This is a genomic window from Yersinia vastinensis, assembly GCF_902726565.1.
Classification (GTDB): domain Bacteria; phylum Pseudomonadota; class Gammaproteobacteria; order Enterobacterales; family Enterobacteriaceae; genus Yersinia; species Yersinia vastinensis.
Window position 1 is genome coordinate 18745 of the sequence record NZ_CACVAF010000003.1, and the last position, 22540, is coordinate 41284.

A 22540-nucleotide genomic window follows, 5' to 3' on the forward strand; every position below is an offset into this window, starting at 1 on the left:
CATATATGGCCTACATAGCAATTAAGGAACTCTGCGTTGGATCACATATCAACTAGCACGCTTCTCATCATTCTTGTCATTATGGTCGTGGTTTCGGCTTATTTTTCTGCCTCCGAAACCGGCATGATGACTCTGAATCGCTATCGTTTACGCCACTTGTCTAAGCAAGGCAATCGTGCCGCTCGCCGGGTTGAGAAACTACTACGCCGCCCTGACCGCCTGATAAGCCTAGTGCTAATTGGTAATAATCTGGTCAATATTCTGGCTTCCGCGCTCGCGACAATCATCGGTATCCGTTTATATGGGAATGCCGGGGTTGCAATTGCCACTGGGGTTCTGACGTTTGTCGTGCTGATTTTTGCTGAAGTCATGCCCAAAACCATCGCGGCACTTTATCCTGAGCGCGTGGCCTTCCCCAGTAGTGTATTACTTGCCCCCCTACAAAAAATCATGCTGCCATTGGTTTGGTTGCTCAATACCATTACCCGAGGATTAATGCGTCTATGTGGTATCCGTGGGAATGTGCACAGCAGTGATGCCGTGAGTAAAGATGAATTACGCAGTATTGTGAATGAGTCCCATTCACAAATCTCTCGCCGTAATCAAGACATGCTGATATCGGTGCTGGATCTGGAAAAGGTCACAGTCAGCGATATTATGGTGCCGCGCAATGAAGTGATTGGTATTGATATCAATGACGATTGGAAATCAATCATGCGCCAGCTTACCCACTCACCTCATGGCCGTATCGTGCTCTACCGCCAATCGTTGGATGATGCTATAGGCATGCTACGTGTGCGGGAAGCTTATCGGCTTATGATGGAAAAAAAAGAGTTCAACAAAGAGAATCTACTGCGAGCAGCCGATGAGATTTATTTTATTCCTGAAGGCACACCGCTGAACGTACAGTTGGTGAAATTCCAGCGTAATAAAGAGAAAGTCGGCATGATTGTCGATGAGTATGGCGATATTCAAGGTTTAGTGACGGTCGAAGATATTTTGGAAGAGATCGTGGGTGACTTCACAACATCCATGTCCCCAACACTTGCTGAAGAGGTCAATCCACAGAGTGATGGTTCTGTTTTGATTGATGGTAGTGCCAGTGTTCGTGAACTGAACAAAGCATTTAACTGGTCGTTACCTGTCGATGCCCGCACAATCAATGGCATGTTGTTGGAAGAGTTAGAAGATATTCCACAAATAGATGCTCAGGTTCGCATTGGGAATTATTTGATTGATGTACTGGATGTGCAAGAGAACATGATTAAGCGAGTGCGGGTAACACCTATTCTACCGGATAACCATCCCCTGTAATCACAGGATCTAATCCCCCTGCTGTCAGTAAAAAAGACGCCTTATGAGCGTCTTTTTATGTTTATCTATCAATGACTGAAAGCTAGATATGTAGCTCTTTCAGTTTTTCTTTCGGCAAAGCCAACTCTTCGTTGTGGTTGACGCGCACACCGCGGTCAATAATGCCTTTGGCAATGTCCTGCGCCTCTTCCAGCGAGTGCATATGATAAGTACCGCACTGATACTCATTTAGCTCAGGGATTTTCCGCTGATCGGTGACTTTCAACACATCTTCCATTGCTGCTTTCCAGGCCTCAGCAACACGCTGCTCATCTGGTGTTCCAATCAAGCTCATATAGAAACCGGTACGGCATCCCATCGGCGAGATATCGATAATCTCAACACCATTGCCATTAAGATGGTTACGCATGAAACCCGCAAACAAGTGCTCCAATGTATGGATCCCACGCTCAGGCATCACTTCTTTATTTGGCACACAGAAGCGTAAATCAAATACTGTTATCTCGTCACCATGAGGGGTTTTCATCGTCTTGGCAACGCGAACTGCGGGTGCTTTCATGATGGTATGGTCTACGGTAAAGCTATCCAATAATGGCATTTAGTCACCTCCTCATAAAAAAATAATTTTTATTCGATCTTTTTTCGCAACTCGTGAAACTTTTTTCTTTCCTGCGCGTCTTAATATGTGAAAGACGCGCATTTGTTATCATCATCCCTGTTATCAGAGATGTTAATTTGGCCACAGCAATGTGGCCTTTTCTTTTTATTGGCCGCCGTGCAGTACCAAATACTCTTCAAAGCTTAGCTTATCTTTGAGTTCCAACTCACGTTGGCGTACCCATGATGCAGCGCCTTCTTCAGATAATTGCTCTTCCGTCAGCAACTCCAATGGCTCACTTTGCAGCATTTCGCGATAACGTTCAGCTAACTCAAGGCCAACACCACCAATACCATTTTCTTTCATCGCTTGCAAAATACGCGCAGAGAACGTCAAACTTGGGTCATCAAAGGATGCGACCAGCTCATCACAGACCTGTTGATACTCAGTGCTATCTTTCCCATCTAAAACTTCTGCAACACGACGCAAGTCCGCAAACAGATCTTTACCAACCTTCTCCAGTGGCTCACGGGTATCATTGCACCCCATGCCGATAGTCTGACCCGGTTTACGCCCTTCTAAAATGACCCGATTCCAGTTCTTACGAGTACACAGCAATTCATCGCTGCTCATTTCAGGCGCATCCGCCAGCACACACCAAATCAAGAAGAGATCAAGGAAGCGCGCTTGCACAGCATCAACACCAATCGGTGAGAATGGATTGATATCCAGCGAACGTACTTCGATATATTCGATACCACCGCGTAACAAAGCATCAGATGGCGACTCACCGACTCGGGTAACCCGTTTAGGCCGAATTGGAGCATACAGCTCATTTTCGATTTGCAGTACGTTGGTATTCAATTGCAGATGACGATCACCGTCTTTTAGCCCCAAGGCTGCATATTCTTCTGATGGCGTTTGAATCGCGCGTTTCAGTGCTGCAACATAGGTGTGCAAGTCATTAAACGTGATGCCCAAATTGCTTTGTGATTTATTGGTATAACCCAAGTCACTCAGGCGCAATGAGGTGGCATACGGCAAATAACACATTCCTTGATCATTACGTTCAAACGGCAACGCTGTCTCACGCCCTTGCAGGAATGATGAGCAAATGGCCGGAGAAGCACCAAACAGGTAAGGAATAACCCAACCAAAGCGGTAGTAATTGCGGATCAGGCGAAAATATCCTGCGGAAATCTCTTCCTTACCACTTTTCTCATCGGTAACACCGGCCCATGCCTGCCAAAACTCCAATGGCAAAGAGAAGTTATAGTGCACGCCGGAAATAGTTTGCATCAGTGCGCCGTAACGGTTTTTTAACCCCTCACGGTACAGTGTTTTGAAACGACCAATATTGGATGAACCATATTTAGCCAGTTCGATATCCTGCTCGGCACCGATAAAACAAGGCATGCTAAGTGGCCACATGCGTTCATCACCCAATTTACGTGCGGTATAGCGGTGAATATCACGTAAAAAAGTCAGCAGATGATCGATATCACCATCGACTGGCGTGATGAATTCCAGCAATGCCTCAGCAAAGTCGGTAGTAATCCACTGATGTGTCAATGCCGCACCCAGCGACTCTGGATGGCCCGTCGAGGCGAGTTGGCCATCGGCAGTGACTCTCAATGTTTCCCGCTCAATACCGCGACGGATCCCTTTCAGGGCTTTAGGATGCGCTTCCAACCAAGTCAGCGCGTGTGATACATCCGGGATCAAATCGACCTCCCGCTCTTGAAAACCATAACTCGTCAGCATACTGAAACTGCATAGATGTGACTACGTAAGTTTGTCACATTCTTTACTGCCACCACGCGATTCCTTGCAACGTAATTATCGTTAACACGATATAACGCAATGCTTTTCCCAAACACAGAAAAAAAGCCACAAGACCCCAGGGCATACGCAACCAGCCTGCCAACACACACATCAAATCGCCCACTACCGGTAACCAGCTTAGTAACAAAGCCGCGGGGCCAAAGCGTTGAAGCCAGCCTAGTGCTGTGCTCATCCCACGCTGTGGCTTCAGTTCCGGTAATAAACGGCCTATAACAACATTTGTTAGCCCCCCTAACGTATTTCCGACGGTAGCAGACAACACCAGCATCAAGGCTGGCGTACTACCTGCCGTTAATAGGGTGACTAACAGAATTTCAGAATTTCCGGGTAAGAGTGTCGCGCTAAGGAAGCTACTCCCAAATAATGAAGCAATAGCGAGCGTACTACTCACAGCAAGCGCACATCAACTATTGCCATATTCGCCCTTTTTGCAGCCTCGACACCAAAGTCAGCATCTTCAAAGACTACGCATTGATCAGGACGGACACCGAGTAATTGCGCACAGCGCAAGAATGTCTCAGGCTCAGGTTTATGTTTGGTGACATCATCCGCACCGACAATGGCATCAAAATAGTCACGTAAGCCAAGATGCCCTAAAAGCATCTCAGCCATGGCGTGTTCGCTTCCTGTTCCCACAGCCATAGGTTTGCGCCCATGATAGGCTTTAACCACGTCTATGAGCGGCAGAGGCTTCACATTGTCCAACAGCATCGTTTTCACCAATGCGGTTTTTTCTGCGGCCAATAAATGAGGATCCAGATCTGATTGATGATTTGCAATGATTACACGGGCAATTTGCCACGTTGGTGAACCATTCAATGCCACCATAGCTTGCTCGTCAAACTGCATACCATAAGGCGTTAGCACCTGACGCCATGCTTGGCGATGGGTGGATTCAGTATCCAGGATGGTGCCATCCATATCAAAAATCAGACCTTCATAGAGATCGTACATCGTGACCCCACGACCTGGGAGAAAATGAAAAGCTACTTTATCGTAAACCAGCCAGATTGTCGCTTACTGTATAATTAATTGAATTTAATCAAAAAATACACTTATCAATTGATCGTCATGCCATCCAGAATGATAAAAAATAATAAGTTGGCGAGTGAATAGCAAGATAGGAAGGTGAAAAGGTTTAAATTGGTCAGTCATGAAATGATCCAGGCCCAGAAAACAGAAAACCCCGCCGTAGCGAGGTTTCTTAATATGGTGCACCCAGGAAGATGACTCGGCTAACGCCTCGCCCTACGGGCCGTTGCTAAAGCAACGTTGTCTCGCTTCGCTCGGCTCGAACTTCCGACCGCTCGGCTCTATACGTACTCTGAGCACTAGAAAACAGAAAACCCCGCCGTAGCGAGGTTTCTTAATATGGTGCACCCAGGAAGATTCGAACTTCCGACCGCTCGGTTCGTAGCCGAGTACTCTATCCAGCTGAGCTATGGGTGCAATTAATTCTTTGACACTACCTGATGTTCATTTAACTATTTCACCATACTGCAAAATATGGTGCACCCAGGAAGATTCGAACTTCCGACCGCTCGGTTCGTAGCCGAGTACTCTATCCAGCTGAGCTATGGGTGCAATTAATTCTTTGACACTACCTGATGTTCATTTAACTATTTCACCATACTGCAAAATATGGTGCACCCAGGAAGATTCGAACTTCCGACCGCTCGGTTCGTAGCCGAGTACTCTATCCAGCTGAGCTATGGGTGCATAGTAAATGGCGGTGAGGGAGGGATTCGAACCCTCGATACAGCTTTTGACCGTATACTCCCTTAGCAGGGGAGCGCCTTCAGCCTCTCGGCCACCTCACCATACGCTTCTTGCGAATTGTGCCTAACTTGCTTTTGAAGAAGCTCATCGGCACTGCGTGGCGCACATATTACTTTCCCGCACTTATAAGTCAAACAATTTTTCCTAACTCACGTTCAATTGCACAATTCACACGCAACATGACCAGTTTGACGTCAAAAAGAGTGTTTTATCAACAGGCAACATAGTGTTTATTGTGATGGAAGTTGATGAGGGAAAAAAGAAAATCATCTTGGTTGCCCCATTAAATTGGTCGCGAACAGATAATTATTACTGGAATAAGAACATAAAAAATGGATAAACGGCGGAATGAGGGGAATAAATAGGGCAGTAGCGCCTCGTGAAACACGAGACGCTTCTTCAAAATCAGTAAGTCGTCGGTTGAGACTTTTCTGCTTGGATACGCTGGTAGATTTCTTCACGGTGAACAGAAACCTCTTTCGGAGCATTTACACCAATTCGAACTTGGTTGCCTTTAACCCCTAATACAGTAACCGTAACCTCATCGCCAATCATGAGTGTTTCACCAACTCGACGAGTCAGAATAAGCATTCTTTGCTCCTTGAAAAATTAAAAGAGTCGGGTCTCTCTGTTTCCCCGCCATTATCCATCATACACCGTGAAAACGTAAGCCATCACATTCACATAAAATGTAAGTAGCTTGGTCAAGTCTCTAACTAATACAAGTTTAGCTGAAGCAAACAACTTTGCGTTTAACTTTGTGATTGAACTATGACAGGAAAATTGAAAAACGCCATACCTCGCATAGAGATATGGCGTATTGATTTAATAGGTCATTCTTTATTTATAGCCGGGATTCAACCCATGCCTCAACACTTGCCAATGCAGCTGGCAATGCTTGGACATCAGTCCCACCTGCTTGAGCCATATCAGGGCGCCCACCGCCTTTACCACCAACTTGTTGAGCAATATCCGCGATCAACTCACCCGCTTTGATTTTACTCGTGAGGTCTTTAGTTACACCAACAATAAGACTGACCTTATCATCGGCTATTGTTGCCAGCACAATAATAGCGGACCCTAGCTGATTTTTAAGATCATCAACCATAGTACGCAGCATTTTTGGTTCAACATTATCCAACTGACTGACTAATAGTTTCACACCTTTGACCAATTTTGCATTGGACGACAATGAGGCACTTTCCTGCGCAGCCTGCTGATCTTTTAATTGTTGGAGTTCACGTTCCAACATTTTGCTACGATCCAGCACCGCACGCACTTTATCAGCCAGATTATTAGTATCGCCTTTCACCAGATGAGCGACATCTGCCAAAAGGTCACTTTGTTGATGCAACTGTGCAATAGCACCTTCACCGGTTACCGCTTCAATACGGCGAATCCCGGCAGCGGTGCCTGACTCAGACAAAATGCGGAACAAGCCAATATCGCCGGTACGGCTAGCGTGAGTACCACCACACAGCTCGGTTGAGAAATCCCCCATGGTCAGAACTCGCACCTGGTCATCATATTTCTCACCAAATAGAGCCATTGCGCCTTTTTCTTTTGCCGCATCCAGCTCCATCACTTCAGTTTGAACCGGCATATTGCGACGAATCTGCTCATTGACAATATCTTCTACCAGACGAATTTGCTCTGGTTTCATGGCTTCAAAATGAGAGAAATCGAAGCGCAGATATTTGTCATTCACCAACGAGCCTTTCTGAGCCACATGCTCACCCAGCGTTTTACGTAATGCTGCATGCAGTAAATGAGTCGCGGAGTGATTCAGACGAATACGATTACGCCGTGCGACATCAACCTGAGCATCAATGCTGTGATTAACTCGCAACGTTCCGTGAGTCAATTTCCCTAAATGCCCGATAGCTTGGCCATATTTTTGGGTATCGCCTACAACAAAAGTTGCGGTCGCATTTTTCAACTCGCCTTTATCACCAACCTGACCACCAGACTCACCGTAGAATGGTGTCTGATTAAGAACAACAACCGCCTCTTCGCCTTCATGAATCTCATCAACTGCTGCGCCATTACGGAATAGTGCCGTCACCGTCGCCTGCTGATGAACATGATCATAACCAGAGAACTGGCTTGCACTATCCACACGAATAAGGCTGTTGTAATCTGCACCAAATCCGCTAGATTCACGGGCACGACGGCGTTGAGCTTCCATTGCTTGTTCAAAGCCGGCTTCGTCTACTTTCAAGTTACGTTCACGACAAACATCTGCGGTTAAATCGATCGGGAAACCGTAGGTGTCATACAAGCGGAAGGCGGTTTCACCATCAAGAGTGTCACCGGTCAATTTGCCGAGTTCTTCATCTAATAGCGCTAAACCACGCTCTAATGTCCGTGCAAATTGCTCTTCTTCGGTTTTTAGAACCTGCTCTACCATCGCCTGCTGCTGCTTCAATTCATCAGCAGCAGAGCCCATAACCGCAATCAATGGCGCTACGAGTTTGTAGAAGAAAGTCTCTTTAGCGCCCAGCATGTTGCCATGACGGATTGCGCGACGGATGATGCGGCGTAAAACATAACCACGGCTTTCATTCGACGGGATAACCCCATCGGAAATTAGGAAAGCACAAGCACGGATATGGTCAGCAATCACCCGGAGAGACTTACTGGAAAGATCTGTTGCACCCGTGACATCAGCCACCGCGCTGATCAAATTACGGAACAGGTCAATCTCGTAGTTTGAGTTAACGTGCTGTAATACCGCAGCAATACGCTCAAGCCCCATGCCAGTATCAACTGACGGCTTAGGCAACGGCAGCATAGTACCGTCAGATTGGCGATTGAACTGCATGAAGACGATATTCCAAATCTCAATATAGCGATCGCCGTCTTCTTCTGCTGACCCCGGAGGCCCCCCCCAGATGTGGTCACCATGGTCATAGAAAATCTCTGTGCATGGACCACAAGGGCCGGTATCACCCATTTGCCAGAAGTTATCTGATGCAAAGGCGCCGCCTTTGTTATCACCGATACGGATAATGCGCTCACGCGGCACCCCAACTTCGTTGGCCCAAATTTCGTAGGCCTCGTCATCAGTTTCGTAAACGGTTACCCACAGTTTTTCTTTCGGTAAATTAAACCACTGTTCGCCGGTTAATAACTCCCAAGCGAAATTGATGGCGTCATGTTTGAAGTAATCACCAAAGCTGAAGTTACCCAACATTTCGAAAAATGTATGATGACGCGCGGTATAACCTACGTTTTCAAGGTCATTATGCTTACCACCCGCTCGCACGCAACGCTGAGAGGTCGTCGCACGGGAATAAGCCCGTTTATCCAAACCTAAGAAGACATCCTTAAACTGGTTCATCCCGGCATTGGTAAACAACAGCGTAGGGTCATTATTAGGGACCAAAGAGCTGCTTGATACAACCTGATGTCCCTTGCTATGGAAGAAATCGAGAAACGCTTGACGAATCTCAGCGGTGCTCTTGCTCATAATTGTCCCGGAAACAAGCTAAAAGAATAGCCCGCGAGCAAATCTGGTGCCTATAAAGGGCGACACAGTGGGTAAGCTCACGAACAAAAAGTGGGACTAAGATAAATTTTCTTCGAGGGGAAGTAAAATCCCGTGTGCATTCATTCGACAAAATTCCTGTAAATAGACTGAATTTCTTCCTGAAAAAAGCCACGATAAAGAAGATATCGCTGAACCTTAGCCTTTTCTTTCCAGTCAACAGGTAAAATTTCCCCGAATTTTCGCTGTGCAACCTCTTTTGCGAGCATACACCAGTCAATTTCACTAATTTCAAAAGCAGCCTGAATTCGTTCTTTATCGACACCCTTTTGCATCAATTCAGAACGGATACGCTGTGCGCCATATCCTTTACGGCTGCGACTATTAAGGTAGCTGGTAGCAAAGCGGGAATCATCTAGCCAATTATGCTGGTAGCAGTAAGCAATAACCTGTTCGATAACTTTTGGAGCAATGTCCTCGACAGGTTCACTATTCCCACCGTCTGCTCGTTTTCCCCAATGGCCTTTTGCTGAGAATGGCTGCGCCGCAAGTTTGCGGCGCAGTTCAGACTCACTATGGTCGCGTTGAGAAAGGAGTCTCATAGCTCGGCTCAGTAAGTCATTCATAATTACCCTTCTTACTTGAAGTTGCAGCGGTGTTAGCTACACTCTTTCACCCGAATTACTGACCATTATCAGCTCATCGGGATTCATTCATTTGCGGCCTTGCTGCAACGCCAATGACTTTGGGTAACATCTTTCTTCTCAAAGTTGCGGCGGCGTTACCGGTGCTTTTCGCCACTGACTAAAACGGCCCACTAAGTGAGCCGTTTATTAATGGGTTACCGTGTAAACTCGGTCAAAACTTACGAATTAAAACTCTTCGCTTGTCTCATCAGCTTCATCGGCAAATGCTGCTGTCGTTGCAGCTTGTTCACCATTGCCACCGTTGAGTAGCATCTCACGCAGTTTTTTATCCAACTCAGCAGCTACCGCTGGGTTTTCTTTTAAATAGTTACTGGCGTTCGCTTTACCCTGACCAATCTTGTCGCCGTTGTAGCTATACCATGCGCCCGCTTTCTCAATCAGCTTGTGCTTAACACCTAAATCAACAAGTTCGCCATTAATATTGATACCCTCACCGTACAGGATCTGGAATTCAGCTTGTTTAAATGGCGCTGCAATTTTGTTCTTCACAACTTTGACGCGAGTCTCGCTACCTACAACCACATCACCTTCTTTTACTGCACCAATACGACGGATATCTAGACGTACCGAGGCATAAAATTTAAGTGCGTTACCGCCAGTGGTGGTTTCAGGGTTACCAAACATAACACCGATTTTCATACGAATCTGGTTGATGAAGATCAACAAGGTATTGGCATTCTTCAAATTACCCGCCAGCTTACGCATAGCTTGGCTCATCATACGTGCCGCCAGGCCCATATGAGAGTCACCAATTTCACCTTCAATTTCAGCTTTTGGTGTTAATGCTGCAACGGAGTCAACAATGATGACATCAACAGCGCCAGAGCGAGTCAATGCATCACAGATTTCCAACGCTTGTTCACCGGTATCCGGCTGAGAACACAGCAAATTATCAATATCTACGCCTAATTTTTTAGCATAAATTGGATCAAGAGCATGCTCAGCATCGATAAATGCACAAGTTTTGCCTTCACGCTGGGCAGCGGCAATAACCTGTAAAGTCAGCGTTGTTTTACCTGATGATTCAGGGCCATAGATTTCAACAATACGCCCCATTGGCAGGCCACCCGCCCCCAATGCGATATCAAGAGAAAGAGAACCGGTAGAAATGGTTTCAACATCCATTGAGCGGTCTTCGCCAAGACGCATAATAGAGCCTTTGCCGAATTGTTTTTCAATTTGGCCCAGTGCTGCTGCTAACGCCTTTTGTTTATTCTCATCAATAGCCATTTTTACTCCCTCTCTGGTATGCCGGGTTACCCCTGTCATCACCACTGAATGTTGTTTTGTGCAGGAAATTACCGCTAATTATACTGTACAATCATACAGTATCAAGCCTATTTTTACAGAAAATCATCTAATAGTGTTTGTAGTGCGAAAACAGTTGCTTGCAACCGCACAGCATCGCGGTCACCCTCGAAAAACTGTTTATTGGCAACAACCAAACCTTCATGCGTTGCAAAAGCGAACCATACCGTACCTACTGGTTTCTTCGCACAACCACCATCAGGCCCGGCAATGCCACTAATGGCTATCGCGAAGTCTGCATTCGCTTCTCGTAATGCGCCCAGAGCCATTTCTTGCACCACGTTCTCGCTCACCGCACCATAATTTGCCAGTGTATTTTCTTTTACACCCAGTAAATCATGTTTTGCCTGATTACTGTAAGTCACAAAACCACGGTCAAAATAGGCTGAACTGCCTGCGATATCAGTCAGTGTTTTCGCAACCCACCCTCCCGTACAAGACTCAGCACAAGTCACCCAGGCAGCACGCTCTTTTAGCTTATTACCCACCGCAATACTAAGCTGACGTAACAGTTTCTCGCTCATTGCTCCCCCGACTCAAATGAGATTTTCTGTTGCAGATAGTAGCACTTCTTTTGCTTGCCGCGACAACAGCGCTCAGTTGTGCGAAGCGCTTCGCAAGGTGCTATGAAAGAAAGTTCTTTTCCGTACAAAGCTTTACCTCAGAGGCTCAGCTGTTAGTATCAAAATAAAGAGGATGCGGCTGGCGACATCTGTAGTTCCGGAATTTTATCCGGGATGATGAACTAAGGACGTGACAGTGAAAAAAATTCTTAACGCCTTCTTCCCACTTTATAGTGCGACCGTGCTGATGTTGTTGGGTTCAGGTTTGCTGACCACTTATATCTCACTACGTCTGACCGCCATTAATGTCTCAGGTGCACTCATTGGGTCAATCATTGCCGCAAACTATATTGGTTTGGTTATCGGTGGCAAGGTCGGCCACTTCCTGATTGCGCGAGTGGGTCATATTCGGGCTTATGTTGCCTGTGCGGGCATTATTACCGCAGCAGTGCTAAGTCATGGCCTGACTGAATATATCCCCGCATGGGTGGTTCTACGCTTGATTATTGGCCTCTGTATGATGTGCCAATTTATGGTATTGGAGAGCTGGCTCAACGATCAGGCTGAGTCTAATCAGCGCGGCACGGTATTTGGTTTTTATATGGCGGCAACCTATGCCGGAATGGCATTGGGGCAGGTGGTATTAATGCTTCAACCCGAGTTGGGTTTAAGCACGTTGATGATTATTGCTCTGTTTTTTGCCCTTTGTTTGGTGCCTGTCGCACTGACCACTCGCAGTAATGCCCAGCAGATGTCTCCGGCACCGATGGAATTGAAATTTTTCATCCGCTCCATCCCCAAAATTCTGGCATCAACATTGGTTATTGGCATGATTGTCGGTTCGTTTTACGGCTTGGCGCCCGTCTATGCCAGCCTGCAATCACTTTCGACTCAGGAAACCGGTCTGTTTATGGCGTTATCCATTTTTGCCGGTTTAGTCGCCCAACTTCCACTCAGCTGGCTGTCAGATCGCTATAACCGCACTCTCTTAATTCGCATTAACGCACTATTACTGGCATTAACCGCACTTCCACTAGCGCTGGTACCCCATATATCGTTCCATTTTCTGCTAGGGTTGGGCTTTATCGTCAGCATGTTGCAATTCACGCTGTATCCCTTGGTTGTGGCACTGGCCAATGACCTGATTGCACCCGAACGGCGAGTCTCACTAGCGGCATGTTTACTGATGTCATTTGGGGTAGGCGCAAGTATCGGGCCACTTGCTGTTGGGGCGCTGATTGCGCCTCTGGGTGGCAATATTCTGTATGCCTTCTTCTCTCTTTGTGGCTTAAGCCTCATCGCATTCAGCCGAACCGTGAAACAAGATCAAGATGAATTTGTTAACGATGCTCCTGTGCCACATATGGCAATACCAGACAGTTTAGTGAGTTCTCCCCTCTCTTCTGCGCTAAACCCAAGCTTTGATGAACAATTAATCCACGACATTATGCCACCACCAGACCAACCTGAAGGTGAGAAAGCCCCAGAAGAAAACTTGTCAAAGGATGATTCTAAAGAGCAATAACAGGTTAGGTGTGAATTGGGTACTGCTTGTTATTTATTCGGCTTTGAATAAAAATATCAGCATCAGGTATTTAGCGGGATGGAACCATGTCAAGACAAGATGAGCAAAGGTTGCTGGTGAAGATAGCCACGCTGTATTACACCGAAGGAATGAAGCAATCCGAAATTGCTGACAGCTTACATTTATCTCAATCTTTTGTGTCCCGTGCGATAACCCGTTGTGTCAAAGAGGGTGTGGTGAAAATCAGTGTTATCCAGCCCGCTAACATGTTTATTGGTATCGAATCACAGATTCAAAAACATTATGGTATTGACCAGGCCATAGTGGTAGATATTGCGGATGACGCCAGCCCCGTACAAATCAAGCAAGCTATCGGTTCTGCTGCCGCCCACTATATGCAAACCAGTATTCGACCAAACGATATGGTGGGTATCTCTTCTTGGAGTAGCACTATCCGAGCGATGGTGGATAATCTTCACCCACTTAACATCAAAGCCAGCGGCGTTATCCAATTATTGGGCGGTGTTGGCCCCAACGGTAACGTTCAAGCCACATTATTGACCCAATCATTGGCAAACATTTTAAATTGTCCTGCCTACTTACTACCCGCACAAAGTATTGAACGTTCAACAGAAGATCGTGCACGTTTGATCTCCAGCGGTGAAGTTGCTGATGTAGTGAATAAATTTGCAGAAGTGGATCTGGCGTTAGTCGGTATCGGCGATCTAGAGCCATCACAACTGCTGAAAAATTCCGGTAACTATTACCATGAAGAGATGCTGAAATTATTGGCCGAGCGCGGTGCGGTAGGTGATTTATGCCTACACTATTTTGATGCGGCAGGTAACGCGGTGCTCAGCGATGAAGAAGACCCAGTCATCGGTATGTCATTGCCACAATTGCGCGCCTGCCCACGAGTTGTGGCGCTAGCGGGTGGGGTGGGTAAAAGTGCAGCTATTCGCGGCGCACTAACGGGTCACTATATAGATGTCTTGATTACCGACAGATTAACTGCCGAGACACTGTTATAGCGAAATCACATTGCAGAGCCAATAGATTTCAGATTGTAGGTAGGTGGCAACTGAATGGGCACAAGGTGTTGGGATAACTCAATGGCTAGGGTAAACCATGTCAGTCGACAACTCTGCATCTTGAAAGACGGCAATACAGTCAACCGCACCTTCCTTGGCGCGGGATAATAGTGATGCGAGCGCTTACTTCGCATGCCAGTAGCAATCAACACCGAGGTATTTGCTGAATGCTTCTTGCAGCACTTGAGCGGTGGCTGAATGATTCATCGCCACATGGTGTTCAAAGCCATTATTGCAGATATGAGTAAGTAAACTTTCCAATTGTGGTACTTCGACCACGGCACGACACCCTACAGTGTCTAATTCATCACTGACAGAGCGCCCCTCTCCTACATAAGCTCGCACTTGACCGGTAAAATCATCGGAGGATAGGCGGAAATAAGTCAATGGCCCAGACTTCATTCGGCCATGGACAGCACCACAGGTATTTTCACACCCCACGGTGGTGCCAATAATATCAGCAGTACCCATGGTCGAACTTTCCAAACTTTCACTGGCAAAGTTACCGCAATGGAACAGTACGCACTTATCACGTTCAGCACCAAAGTTATTATTCCAGTCAGCAATAGAGGCCGGCGCCAGCGAACAACTAGCCAGTGCATACATCGATAATGCTCCCATAACATCCACTTCACAGGCACTTGGCATGAGTTGCCCGGACATCACACTCATGATGGAGCAAACGTTAATACCCAGATTTTGTTGCAATGATGTCCAACACTGCATGGCAGTCGTATCAATATCGTTGGCGATAATCCATTCACTGATAACCACAAATAATTTTGCCATTTTGTGCAATTTATCTTGTGGAATAGCACTGGTATCTCCATTGGCTTTTAACAATGCCAGTTTTTCACCAACACGAATGTCGTTATCACTGAGGTTGGCAACCCGGAAAAAAACTTCAGATAAGTCGAGGGTTTCAACCGTAATGCCTAAATTCTCTAACAGTTTCTCGCTGTAGCGCACGGTATTAAAGTTTGTTGGGCGAGCACCTATAGCCCCGACTCGTACCCGTTTCATGGCATGAACAACGCGGCATAGCTGCACAAACTGTTCAACATCACGACTGAAAATCTCGCTGTTTAAGCTGCAAACATGCTGTTTCGTCAAAGTGAATGGGATACCGTATTGGCGCAGGTTGTTACAAAGTGAGATTTTGCCGCAGAAACTATCCCGGCGTGTCGCCAACCCCATTTTATCCAGTGCATCCTCTTCTGCCTGTACCAATACTGGCACTTTAAGACCAGAAAGACGGATGGCGTCAGAGACACTTTTTTCGTCACCAAAATTGGGCAAAATAACCACGACACCGTGGATTTCTTCACTGTGCTTACGGAATAATTCGGCACATACTTTAGCATCGCGCCAATTTTCTACTCCCCCCAATGGGGTTTGCTCTTCATTGAGCATAATAGTGTTAATTTCCAAGCGGTCGAACAGTGCCTGAGCATCACGGCGCGCGTCTGCCACGAGATAGCTGGGGAAGAACCCCCGATTGCCGATAATCACAGCAAAAGTTAACTTACGAGGTATTGCTGACATATGCTTACTCCTAGTGTGGGTTATTTCGGCTGAAAACGCGCGCGCGCGATGGCCGATTGCCAGAGGCTATAGTTATCTTGCATCTCCGCACTTTGAGCGCGCGGTTCGATGTATTCCACTTCTCGGGGGAGTGCCGCCAGTTGCTGGCTATCCTGCCACCAGCCAAGGGTTTTCCCCCCTAAATAAGCCGCACCCAGTGCGGACACTTCTGCGGTGTGGTTACGTATTAAGGTACGTTGAAGTAAATCGGCCTGGAATTGCATCAGCCAGTGGTTGCTGGTCGCGCCGCCATCAACACGTAGTCGTTCAAGGCGGTGATGGCCAGCCTGCTCCATAGCAAAAAAGACGTCTGCGATTTGATAGGCGACGGATTCCAGCCCGGCACGGGCCAGTACCGCTGGCGTAGTGGCATCAGTCAGGCCACAAAATAACCCACGCGCCTGACTGTCCCAATAAGGTGCTCCCAATCCGGATAATGCTGGAACAAAGTAGACCCCTTGATTACCCGGCTGGCTTTGTGCCATTTCAGTTAAACAGGCTAAATCGGTCATCCCCAACATGCGCGAAACCCACGCCACCCCGGAGCCGGTGTGAGTGATATTGCCTTCAAGGGCATAGCGTAATTCACCATCATGCCAAGCGATGGTCGTGCTCAGACCATGACTCTGCGCGCTCGCTTGCTTCACCGTGGTCATCAAAGAAGAACCCGTGCCATAGGTGGCTTTGACTTCACCTGCACGATCCCCCCCTTGACCGTAGAGCGCGGCATGTGAATCACCAATTTGTGCCACTATCGGCACGCCTTGGCTCAGGCCGATGATACCGGTATTGCCAGTATGCCCGTGGATAGCCGCCGAAGGTAAAACCGCCGGCAGACAAAGGCTCGGAATCCCAAAGAGCGCCAACAGGTCAGGGTCCCATTGGCCTGAATGAATATTAAATAACTGGGTACGGGCGGCATTGGAAAAGTCAGTTGAGAAACTTTGACCACCACTGAGTTGCCAAGTCAGCCAGCAGTCAATCGTGCCCACACAAAGCTCACCATGTGCCGCTCTTTCGACACCTTGGGGAATTTCAGCCAACATGCCGTGGACTTTGGCCGCAGGAAACAAAGGATCAATCGGTAATCCAGTGCGTTCGGCAACCATGGCAGCTTCGGGTAATTGGCTCAGAGCCTGACAAAAAGTCTCCGATCGCCGACACTGCCAACTCACCACCGGAGTCAGTGGCGCTCCTGTCTCACGCTCCCAAATAAGCACAGATTCACGCTGGTTACTGATAGCAACGCCAGCAACTCGCACACCGACTAACTGGCTTAGGCAGCCTTCAATAGCCAAAGAAACGGCTTGCCAGATGGCGAGTGGATCCTGTTGTGCCCAGCCAGGCTTTGGGTGATCCAACTGGAGGGGAACTGACGCTTTCGCCAAAATCTGCCCAGCAGTGTCCACAGCAATGGCTTTCGCATTGGTGGTGCCTTCATCAATAGCCAAAATAATCGGTGACGACATTGCCTGCCTACTCAACGACATAGTTACTCTCCTCGGCAGAACCGCAGAGCACGAGCCACAATGCCTGCCGTATCAAAACCATGATAGGCACGCATATCCGCTCTATCGGCAGCAATCGCGTAACCACCGTCAGGAATACCTAATCTCACCAGAGGAATACCGCTCCCCGCTTCGGCCAGGACTTCAGCCACCAGACTACCCACACCGCCATTAATATTATGTTCTTCGATGGTAATCACCCGCTGGCTATTTTGGAGGATGGCTAACAGCTGCTGAGTATCACACGGGCGAATCGAAGAAACATTGACCACCGCAGCAGAAACATTGTTGTCTGCCAGTATGGCTGCTGCACTCACAGCCTCATGCACTGTAGAACCCATTGCTACCAGAGCAATATCCTGCCCTTGCTGCAAAACATCAATTTGGCCGGGAGTGAACTGGTAGTGTTCACTATGAAGCGGCGGTAAAGATTTACCGTCCAGACGGATATAGACTGGCCCCACATGTGCCAAGGCATAATCAATGATTTGGCGGCACTCTTGTGGGTCAGAGGGTGCATAGATTTCAATGTTGCCAAAGCCACGTAAGATAGCGATATCATCGATACAGTGGTGAGTGCTCGCCAGTGGCCCATAACTGGCACCAGAGTTAAGACCAAACAGTTTGACGTTACTGTTGTTATAGCAAACATCAATTTTAAGTTGTTCGTTGGAGCGTGAAATCAGGAATGGCGCGGCATTGCAGGTCACGGCCACTTTACCGCCCATGGACAACCCTACCGCCGTACCTACCATGGCTTGCTCGGCAATCCCGACATTCACTACTCGGTCAGGGAAACGAGCCATAAAAGGCCCAATTTTCGCCGTTGAGGTTGAGTCAGCCACAACAGGGACCAGATCCACGCCGTTATCAACGGCATTTATAAATTGCTCGACCATCACTGAGGCCAAATGTTCTGCATTACTCATCGCTCAACTCCTCCAGTGCCAGATCAATTTCAGCGCCTTTCGGCACCCGGTGATGCCATTCCACACGCCCTTGAATAAAGGAAATACCGGCACCTTTTTCAGTGTTGGCAATCACCACATTCGGTTTACCCTTGGATTGCAGCCCCTCCAGTGTTTCCACGACTGATTGCATGTCATTGCCCTGACACTCCGTGACATGCAGACCAAATGCCCGCCATTTATCTGCCAGCGGATCGGTATTCATAATGGATTTCGTGGTGCCTGCCAGTTGGAGTTTATTTTTGTCATTAATGATGATGAGGTTGTCTAGCTGGTAGTGAGCAGCCACTAACGCAGCCTCCCAGTTACTGCCTTCCGCCAGTTCACCATCACCGGTCAAGACAAATACTCGACGTTTGCTGTTAGCGCGTTTTGCTGCCAACGCGATACCTACCGCGACAGGTAAGCCATGGCCCAACGCTCCGGTATTTAATTCAATTCCGGGGGTTTTATGTTTGACTGGATGACCCGGCAGATGGGAATTGGCATGTTGATAAGTTGCCAGCCACTCTTCAGGAAAATAACCGGCTTCCGCCAGACAGCAGTAATAACCGCCGACAGCATGTCCCTTAGATTGCACATAGATATCGCGCTCAGGTGAGGTCAGCCGGTCTGGCGCGCAATTGAGGATGCGAAAATAGAGTGCCGTCAGAATCTCTACTTGCGAAAGATCAGCGCCGGTGTGCCCCCCTGCGGGGCTGTTCGCATTAAGCAGGACAATCCGGCGACGGATAGCCCGCGCCTTTTTCACCAGCTCATCGACTGACAGTGAATACGGATTCATGACATTACCTCTCTTTATTTATCATCCATCAGTGAATTTTTACTCACTTAGGAATATTTATTCTTAATGATGCTAAAAAATAGCTTTCATCAAGCCTGCCCGGAAATGATTCTCCGGCATGAGATCTGTTGTGTTCGGTGGTACTCAGGTTGCGGTGGTACTTAGGTTGCAATGGCCCTTTGAACCATGCGCGCTTTATGCCTGTTCGCTTTTCCCCACTTGCGGCACTACAGTCGCCTTTTGCGAGACAATCGCGGCCTTGTGCTGCATCCGGTTTTGCATCTGATCGATAATAACGGCCACAATAATCACGATGCCTTTGATAACCATTTGCCAGAACTCGCTGACCCCCATCATGACCAGCCCATCAGCCAAAATACCAATAACAAATGCACCGATCAGTGTCCCCAAAATGGTACCCCGGCCCCCAGCCAGAGAGGTCCCACCAAGCACAACGGCAGCAATCGCATTCATCTCAAAACCACTGCCATTGGCGGGGTGGCTAGCCACCAGTTGAGCAGAAACAATGATCCCAGCAATCGCGGCGCAAAAACCGGAGATGGTGTATACCCATACTTTGACCTGCCGCACTTTGACACCAGACAGCTCTGCGGCACGTTCGTTATCACCGATGGCATAGACATGGCGACCAAAAGGTAGGCGGCGTGCAACATAAGCAATGACCAGCGCCAGAATAAACATAATCCAGATAGCAATCGGCAATCCCAGCAGCGTGCCTGACCCCAACAGATCAAAGCCGGTATTCCCTAATTGCGGATTTCCCTGTAAACCGGGGAAGGTTTCACCGCCGGAAATCAGCATTGCCGCGCCGCGAACCACATACATGGTGCCGAGAGTGCAGATGAAAGGAGCGACGTTATAGCGGGTAATGATCCAACCATTGACCGCACCAATCAGCGCCCCGATAACCAATACCACCGGAACCACGACCCAAACGCTCGGGAAGATGGCAATACCAAACATTGGTAAAACAATGCCTTGGGTAATCATCCAGCCGGCAATCATGCCGCATAGCCCCAAAGTTGCCCCGATAGAAAGGTCAATACCGGCAGTGATAATGACAAAGGTGATCCCCAAGGCGAGGAAAGCATTGATAGCAATATGCTTCACCATAATGATCAGGCTGCCCGTCGCCAGAAACCCCGGAACCATCACCGAGAAGAAACCCAGGATCAGGAATAAGGCAATAAAAGTGCGCATCTTTAGCAGAAGCAGCAGCATGTTTTCCCGTGACCACGACGCTCCACCGGGCTGGTGACTCGCCAACGCAGTGCCAGTTGTTGCTTTCATCATTCAAACCCTTGTGCGCTTGCCGTAACCAATGCCGATTCACTGGCCGACTGACGAGAAACATTCGCCGTCAGTTTGCCGTTCGACATCACCAAGATGCGGTCGGATACCGCCATGATTTCTTTCAGATCTGAGGTGGAAAACAGAATGCCAATTCCCTGCTCAGAGAGTTTCACCATCATTTCAAACACATCGGCTTTTGCACCGACATCAATGCCCCGCGTCGGTTCATCCAGCAGTAAAATGTTCGGGCTGGTCAGCAATGAACGGCCAATCACCACTTTTTGCTGGTTACCGCCACTGAGTGCCTGAATTTCCACCTCTGGCGAGGAGACTTTGATCGACAAGTCGCCAATCACCGATGCTACCACCTGCGACTCACTCTCTTGCCAGATGGCAAAGCGGTGTTTCAGCCGACGCCATAAGCTGGAAATAGTCAGGTTGTTCGCAACCGAGGAAACAGGGAAAATGCCGGTTTTTTTACGGTCTTCTGGCACCAAACTCATGCCAAGACGGATGCGCTCCGCTGTTGAGGTTCTGGCATTAATCGCGGTGCCATTAAGCCGGATGGTGCCAAGATAGTTTTGCTGAGTACCCAGTAGGCATTCAAACAGTTCGGTACGCCCGGCCCCCATCAAGCCATAAATCCCAACAATTTCACCTGCGCGAACGGCAAGCGAAACTTGGTTCACCACCGTGTTACCGGATTCATTGATTAAAGTAACGTTATCCACTTCCATCATTGGCGCGCCGAAGGTCCGGCCCGGATGAAGGAAGCTGGAGACTGGATCACTGCCCAACATTTCACGGACAATCCACGGCACATCAATGTCTTTGACCGCCGCCTCTGCTTGAAAGCGCCCATCACGCAAAATAGTGATGTAGTCACCAATGGCCATCAGCTCTTCCAGCCGATGTGAAATGTAGATGATGGACACACCTTGGCGGGTCAGCTCACGAATCACCCGAAACAGAATATCGACTTCGGTTTTGCTCAGTGCCGAGGTCGGTTCATCCAGAATCAAAATGTCCGCCTGCTCTGCCAGAGCCTTGGCAATTTCAATGAGTTGCTGCTGACCGACTTTCAGGTTCGACACCATTTCTTTGGGTGAAATGGCCTGATCAAGGCGTACCATCAGTTGTTCAGCAATCAATTCCTGCGCGGCTTGATTAATCGGTTTCAGCCCTTGCTGAATCTCGCGCCCCAGAAAAATATTTTCCGCGACATTGAGGTTTTCAGACAAATTCAGCTCCTGATGCACCATGCCGATACCGAGTGCGGCGGCCTCGCGGGTATTGGCAATCGTTACTGGCTGCTCGTTCAAATAGATCTGCCCAGATGTTGGTTGTTGCACACCGGCCAAAATCTTCATCAGGGTTGATTTTCCAGCACCATTTTCACCAATAATCACATTCACTTTGCCGCGATATACGTGGTAACTGACGGCATCTAATGCCAATGTGCCAGGAAAACGCATCGAAATGTCCTCAGCACGCATGACAATGTCAGGTCTGTGGTCCATTAGTGGCCCTCCTTATTCAAACTGAGTGGTACCGCATTACTCAGGTTCGTTGGGGTTAATGTCACCGCAGCCAAGACCTCGACTTGCTGCCCAACCCAACTGGCATCAGGTTTTGCCACATCCTGCAAAGCCCGCTTACTTAATGCCTTAGAGAGCTGGGCGTATTGCACTTGGTTTTTAAAATCCTCGAAACGGATAAAGGTTGACGCATCGCGAATCGCATTGCCTTTAACGATAGGGCCTAATTGCAGCACTTGCTCGTCACCATCGATAGCAACTTTCATCATGCCTTCCCGCCCTTCTGTTTCTACTGCGACCACTTTGCCGCTAAAGCGCACAAAACGGCTTTGGCTATTCTTCCCTGTTGCTGGCTGGTTTTGTTGCTGTTTCACTTGTTGCCAACTGAGTGCATTAGTGTTGGCAAACGGCATCACTTTGTTCACCCAAATAGTGGCGGCGACTTTGTCCGGTGGTTGGTTGTAGTCACTGACGACCGCATTGGGATCAACCGGCAGAATCGGCTTGCCGTTTTCATCCAAATCCACCACGGTGCAAGCCACCAGCACGGCGCTTATCACCAACAACCCACCGGCTTTCGAAAGGGCACTGAACCACATACTGCCTCCTGTCAGGAGGGGCTGC

19 protein-coding genes, 4 tRNA genes and 1 other RNA gene are annotated in these 22540 nt (G+C 48.1%); 3 read left to right on the forward strand and 21 right to left on the reverse strand.

The genetic code is table 11. The annotated features are described in order from the left end of the window. Positions 1 to 36 precede the first annotated feature (36 nt). A complete protein-coding gene (locus HUZ92_RS04935) occupies positions 37 to 1314 on the forward strand; it encodes an HlyC/CorC family transporter (RefSeq protein ID WP_141135207.1) in 1278 nt (425 codons plus the stop codon). Positions 1315 to 1396: 82 nt separating this feature from the next. Here the strand turns inward: HUZ92_RS04935 and luxS are convergent, their stop codons facing one another. The 14 genes from luxS to pncC form a co-directional block, all read right to left on the reverse strand. Continuing rightward, positions 1397 to 1912 carry an S-ribosylhomocysteine lyase gene (gene luxS, locus HUZ92_RS04940; RefSeq protein ID WP_050100177.1) on the reverse strand — a complete coding sequence of 172 codons (516 nt, stop codon included), beginning with the start codon at positions 1910 to 1912 and terminating at the stop codon, positions 1397 to 1399. Positions 1913 to 2077: 165 nt separating this feature from the next. Beyond that, complete coding sequence (gshA, locus tag HUZ92_RS04945) at positions 2078 to 3676, reverse strand: glutamate--cysteine ligase (protein WP_174846793.1); 1599 nt, start codon at positions 3674 to 3676, stop codon at positions 2078 to 2080. 43 nt (positions 3677 to 3719) lie between these two features. Beyond that, positions 3720 to 4148, reverse strand: coding sequence for a YqaA family protein (locus HUZ92_RS04950; RefSeq protein WP_050295845.1), 429 nt, complete (start codon positions 4146 to 4148; stop codon positions 3720 to 3722). After that, complete coding sequence (gene yqaB, locus HUZ92_RS04955; protein ID WP_050100179.1) at positions 4145 to 4711, reverse strand: fructose-1-phosphate/6-phosphogluconate phosphatase; 567 nt, start codon at positions 4709 to 4711, stop codon at positions 4145 to 4147. Before yqaB ends, HUZ92_RS04950 begins: the two co-directional genes overlap by 4 nt. A 256-nt stretch (positions 4712 to 4967) precedes the next feature. Then, positions 4968 to 5096, reverse strand: a non-coding RNA gene (locus HUZ92_RS04960) — RtT sRNA. Between the two features lie 33 nt (positions 5097 to 5129). Further along, a tRNA-Arg gene (locus HUZ92_RS04965) sits at positions 5130 to 5206 on the reverse strand. A 58-nt stretch (positions 5207 to 5264) separates the two neighbouring features. Next, positions 5265 to 5341 (reverse strand) — tRNA-Arg (locus HUZ92_RS04970). Between the two features lie 58 nt (positions 5342 to 5399). Continuing rightward, positions 5400 to 5476 (reverse strand) — tRNA-Arg (locus tag HUZ92_RS04975). 8 nt (positions 5477 to 5484) lie between these two features. Next, a tRNA-Ser gene (locus tag HUZ92_RS04980) sits at positions 5485 to 5577 on the reverse strand. 364 nt (positions 5578 to 5941) lie between these two features. Continuing rightward, positions 5942 to 6127 carry a carbon storage regulator CsrA gene (gene csrA, locus HUZ92_RS04985; RefSeq protein ID WP_002209449.1) on the reverse strand — a complete coding sequence of 62 codons (186 nt, stop codon included), beginning with the start codon at positions 6125 to 6127 and terminating at the stop codon, positions 5942 to 5944. A 253-nt stretch (positions 6128 to 6380) separates the two neighbouring features. Continuing rightward, positions 6381 to 9008 (reverse strand): alanine--tRNA ligase, encoded by a 2628-nt coding sequence (gene alaS / locus HUZ92_RS04990; protein WP_050100180.1) that lies wholly within the window; start codon positions 9006 to 9008, stop codon positions 6381 to 6383. Positions 9009 to 9148: 140 nt separating this feature from the next. Further along, entirely contained in the window at positions 9149 to 9652 is a 504-nt protein-coding gene (gene recX, locus HUZ92_RS04995) for a recombination regulator RecX (protein ID WP_050100184.1), read from the reverse strand. Between the two features lie 246 nt (positions 9653 to 9898). Next, complete coding sequence (recA, locus tag HUZ92_RS05000) at positions 9899 to 10963, reverse strand: recombinase RecA (protein WP_050100185.1); 1065 nt, start codon at positions 10961 to 10963, stop codon at positions 9899 to 9901. A 113-nt stretch (positions 10964 to 11076) separates the two neighbouring features. Beyond that, positions 11077 to 11565, reverse strand: coding sequence for a nicotinamide-nucleotide amidase (gene pncC / locus HUZ92_RS05005; protein ID WP_050100187.1), 489 nt, complete (start codon positions 11563 to 11565; stop codon positions 11077 to 11079). 235 nt (positions 11566 to 11800) lie between these two features. Between pncC and HUZ92_RS05010 the strand changes: the two genes are divergently transcribed. After that, on the forward strand, positions 11801 to 13129 hold the full coding sequence (locus HUZ92_RS05010) for an MFS transporter (RefSeq protein WP_050100189.1): 1329 nt from the start codon (positions 11801 to 11803) through the stop codon (positions 13127 to 13129). Between the two features lie 86 nt (positions 13130 to 13215). Then, positions 13216 to 14160, forward strand: coding sequence for a sugar-binding transcriptional regulator (locus HUZ92_RS05015; protein ID WP_050295847.1), 945 nt, complete (start codon positions 13216 to 13218; stop codon positions 14158 to 14160). A gap of 183 nt (positions 14161 to 14343) precedes the next feature. Here the strand turns inward: HUZ92_RS05015 and HUZ92_RS05020 are convergent, their stop codons facing one another. The 7 genes from HUZ92_RS05020 to HUZ92_RS05050 form a co-directional block, all read right to left on the reverse strand. Further along, positions 14344 to 15765, reverse strand: a complete 1422-nt coding sequence (locus HUZ92_RS05020) for an L-fucose/L-arabinose isomerase family protein (RefSeq protein WP_145580073.1) — start codon at positions 15763 to 15765, stop codon at positions 14344 to 14346. A 20-nt stretch (positions 15766 to 15785) separates the two neighbouring features. Beyond that, positions 15786 to 17273, reverse strand: a complete 1488-nt coding sequence (locus HUZ92_RS05025; RefSeq protein WP_050295891.1) for an FGGY family carbohydrate kinase — start codon at positions 17271 to 17273, stop codon at positions 15786 to 15788. Between the two features lie 23 nt (positions 17274 to 17296). Beyond that, a complete protein-coding gene (locus HUZ92_RS05030) occupies positions 17297 to 18241 on the reverse strand; it encodes a transketolase family protein (protein WP_050100195.1) in 945 nt (314 codons plus the stop codon). Beyond that, complete coding sequence (locus HUZ92_RS05035) at positions 18234 to 19064, reverse strand: transketolase (protein WP_050100197.1); 831 nt, start codon at positions 19062 to 19064, stop codon at positions 18234 to 18236. Before HUZ92_RS05035 ends, HUZ92_RS05030 begins: the two co-directional genes overlap by 8 nt. Before the next feature lie 195 nt (positions 19065 to 19259). After that, positions 19260 to 20375, reverse strand: a complete 1116-nt coding sequence (locus tag HUZ92_RS05040; RefSeq protein WP_050100198.1) for an ABC transporter permease — start codon at positions 20373 to 20375, stop codon at positions 19260 to 19262. Continuing rightward, entirely contained in the window at positions 20375 to 21898 is a 1524-nt protein-coding gene (locus tag HUZ92_RS05045; RefSeq protein ID WP_050100200.1) for a sugar ABC transporter ATP-binding protein, read from the reverse strand. Before HUZ92_RS05045 ends, HUZ92_RS05040 begins: the two co-directional genes overlap by 1 nt. Beyond that, positions 21898 to 22515, reverse strand: coding sequence for a DUF2291 family protein (locus tag HUZ92_RS05050; protein WP_050100202.1), 618 nt, complete (start codon positions 22513 to 22515; stop codon positions 21898 to 21900). Before HUZ92_RS05050 ends, HUZ92_RS05045 begins: the two co-directional genes overlap by 1 nt. Positions 22516 to 22540: the final 25 nt, after the last annotated feature.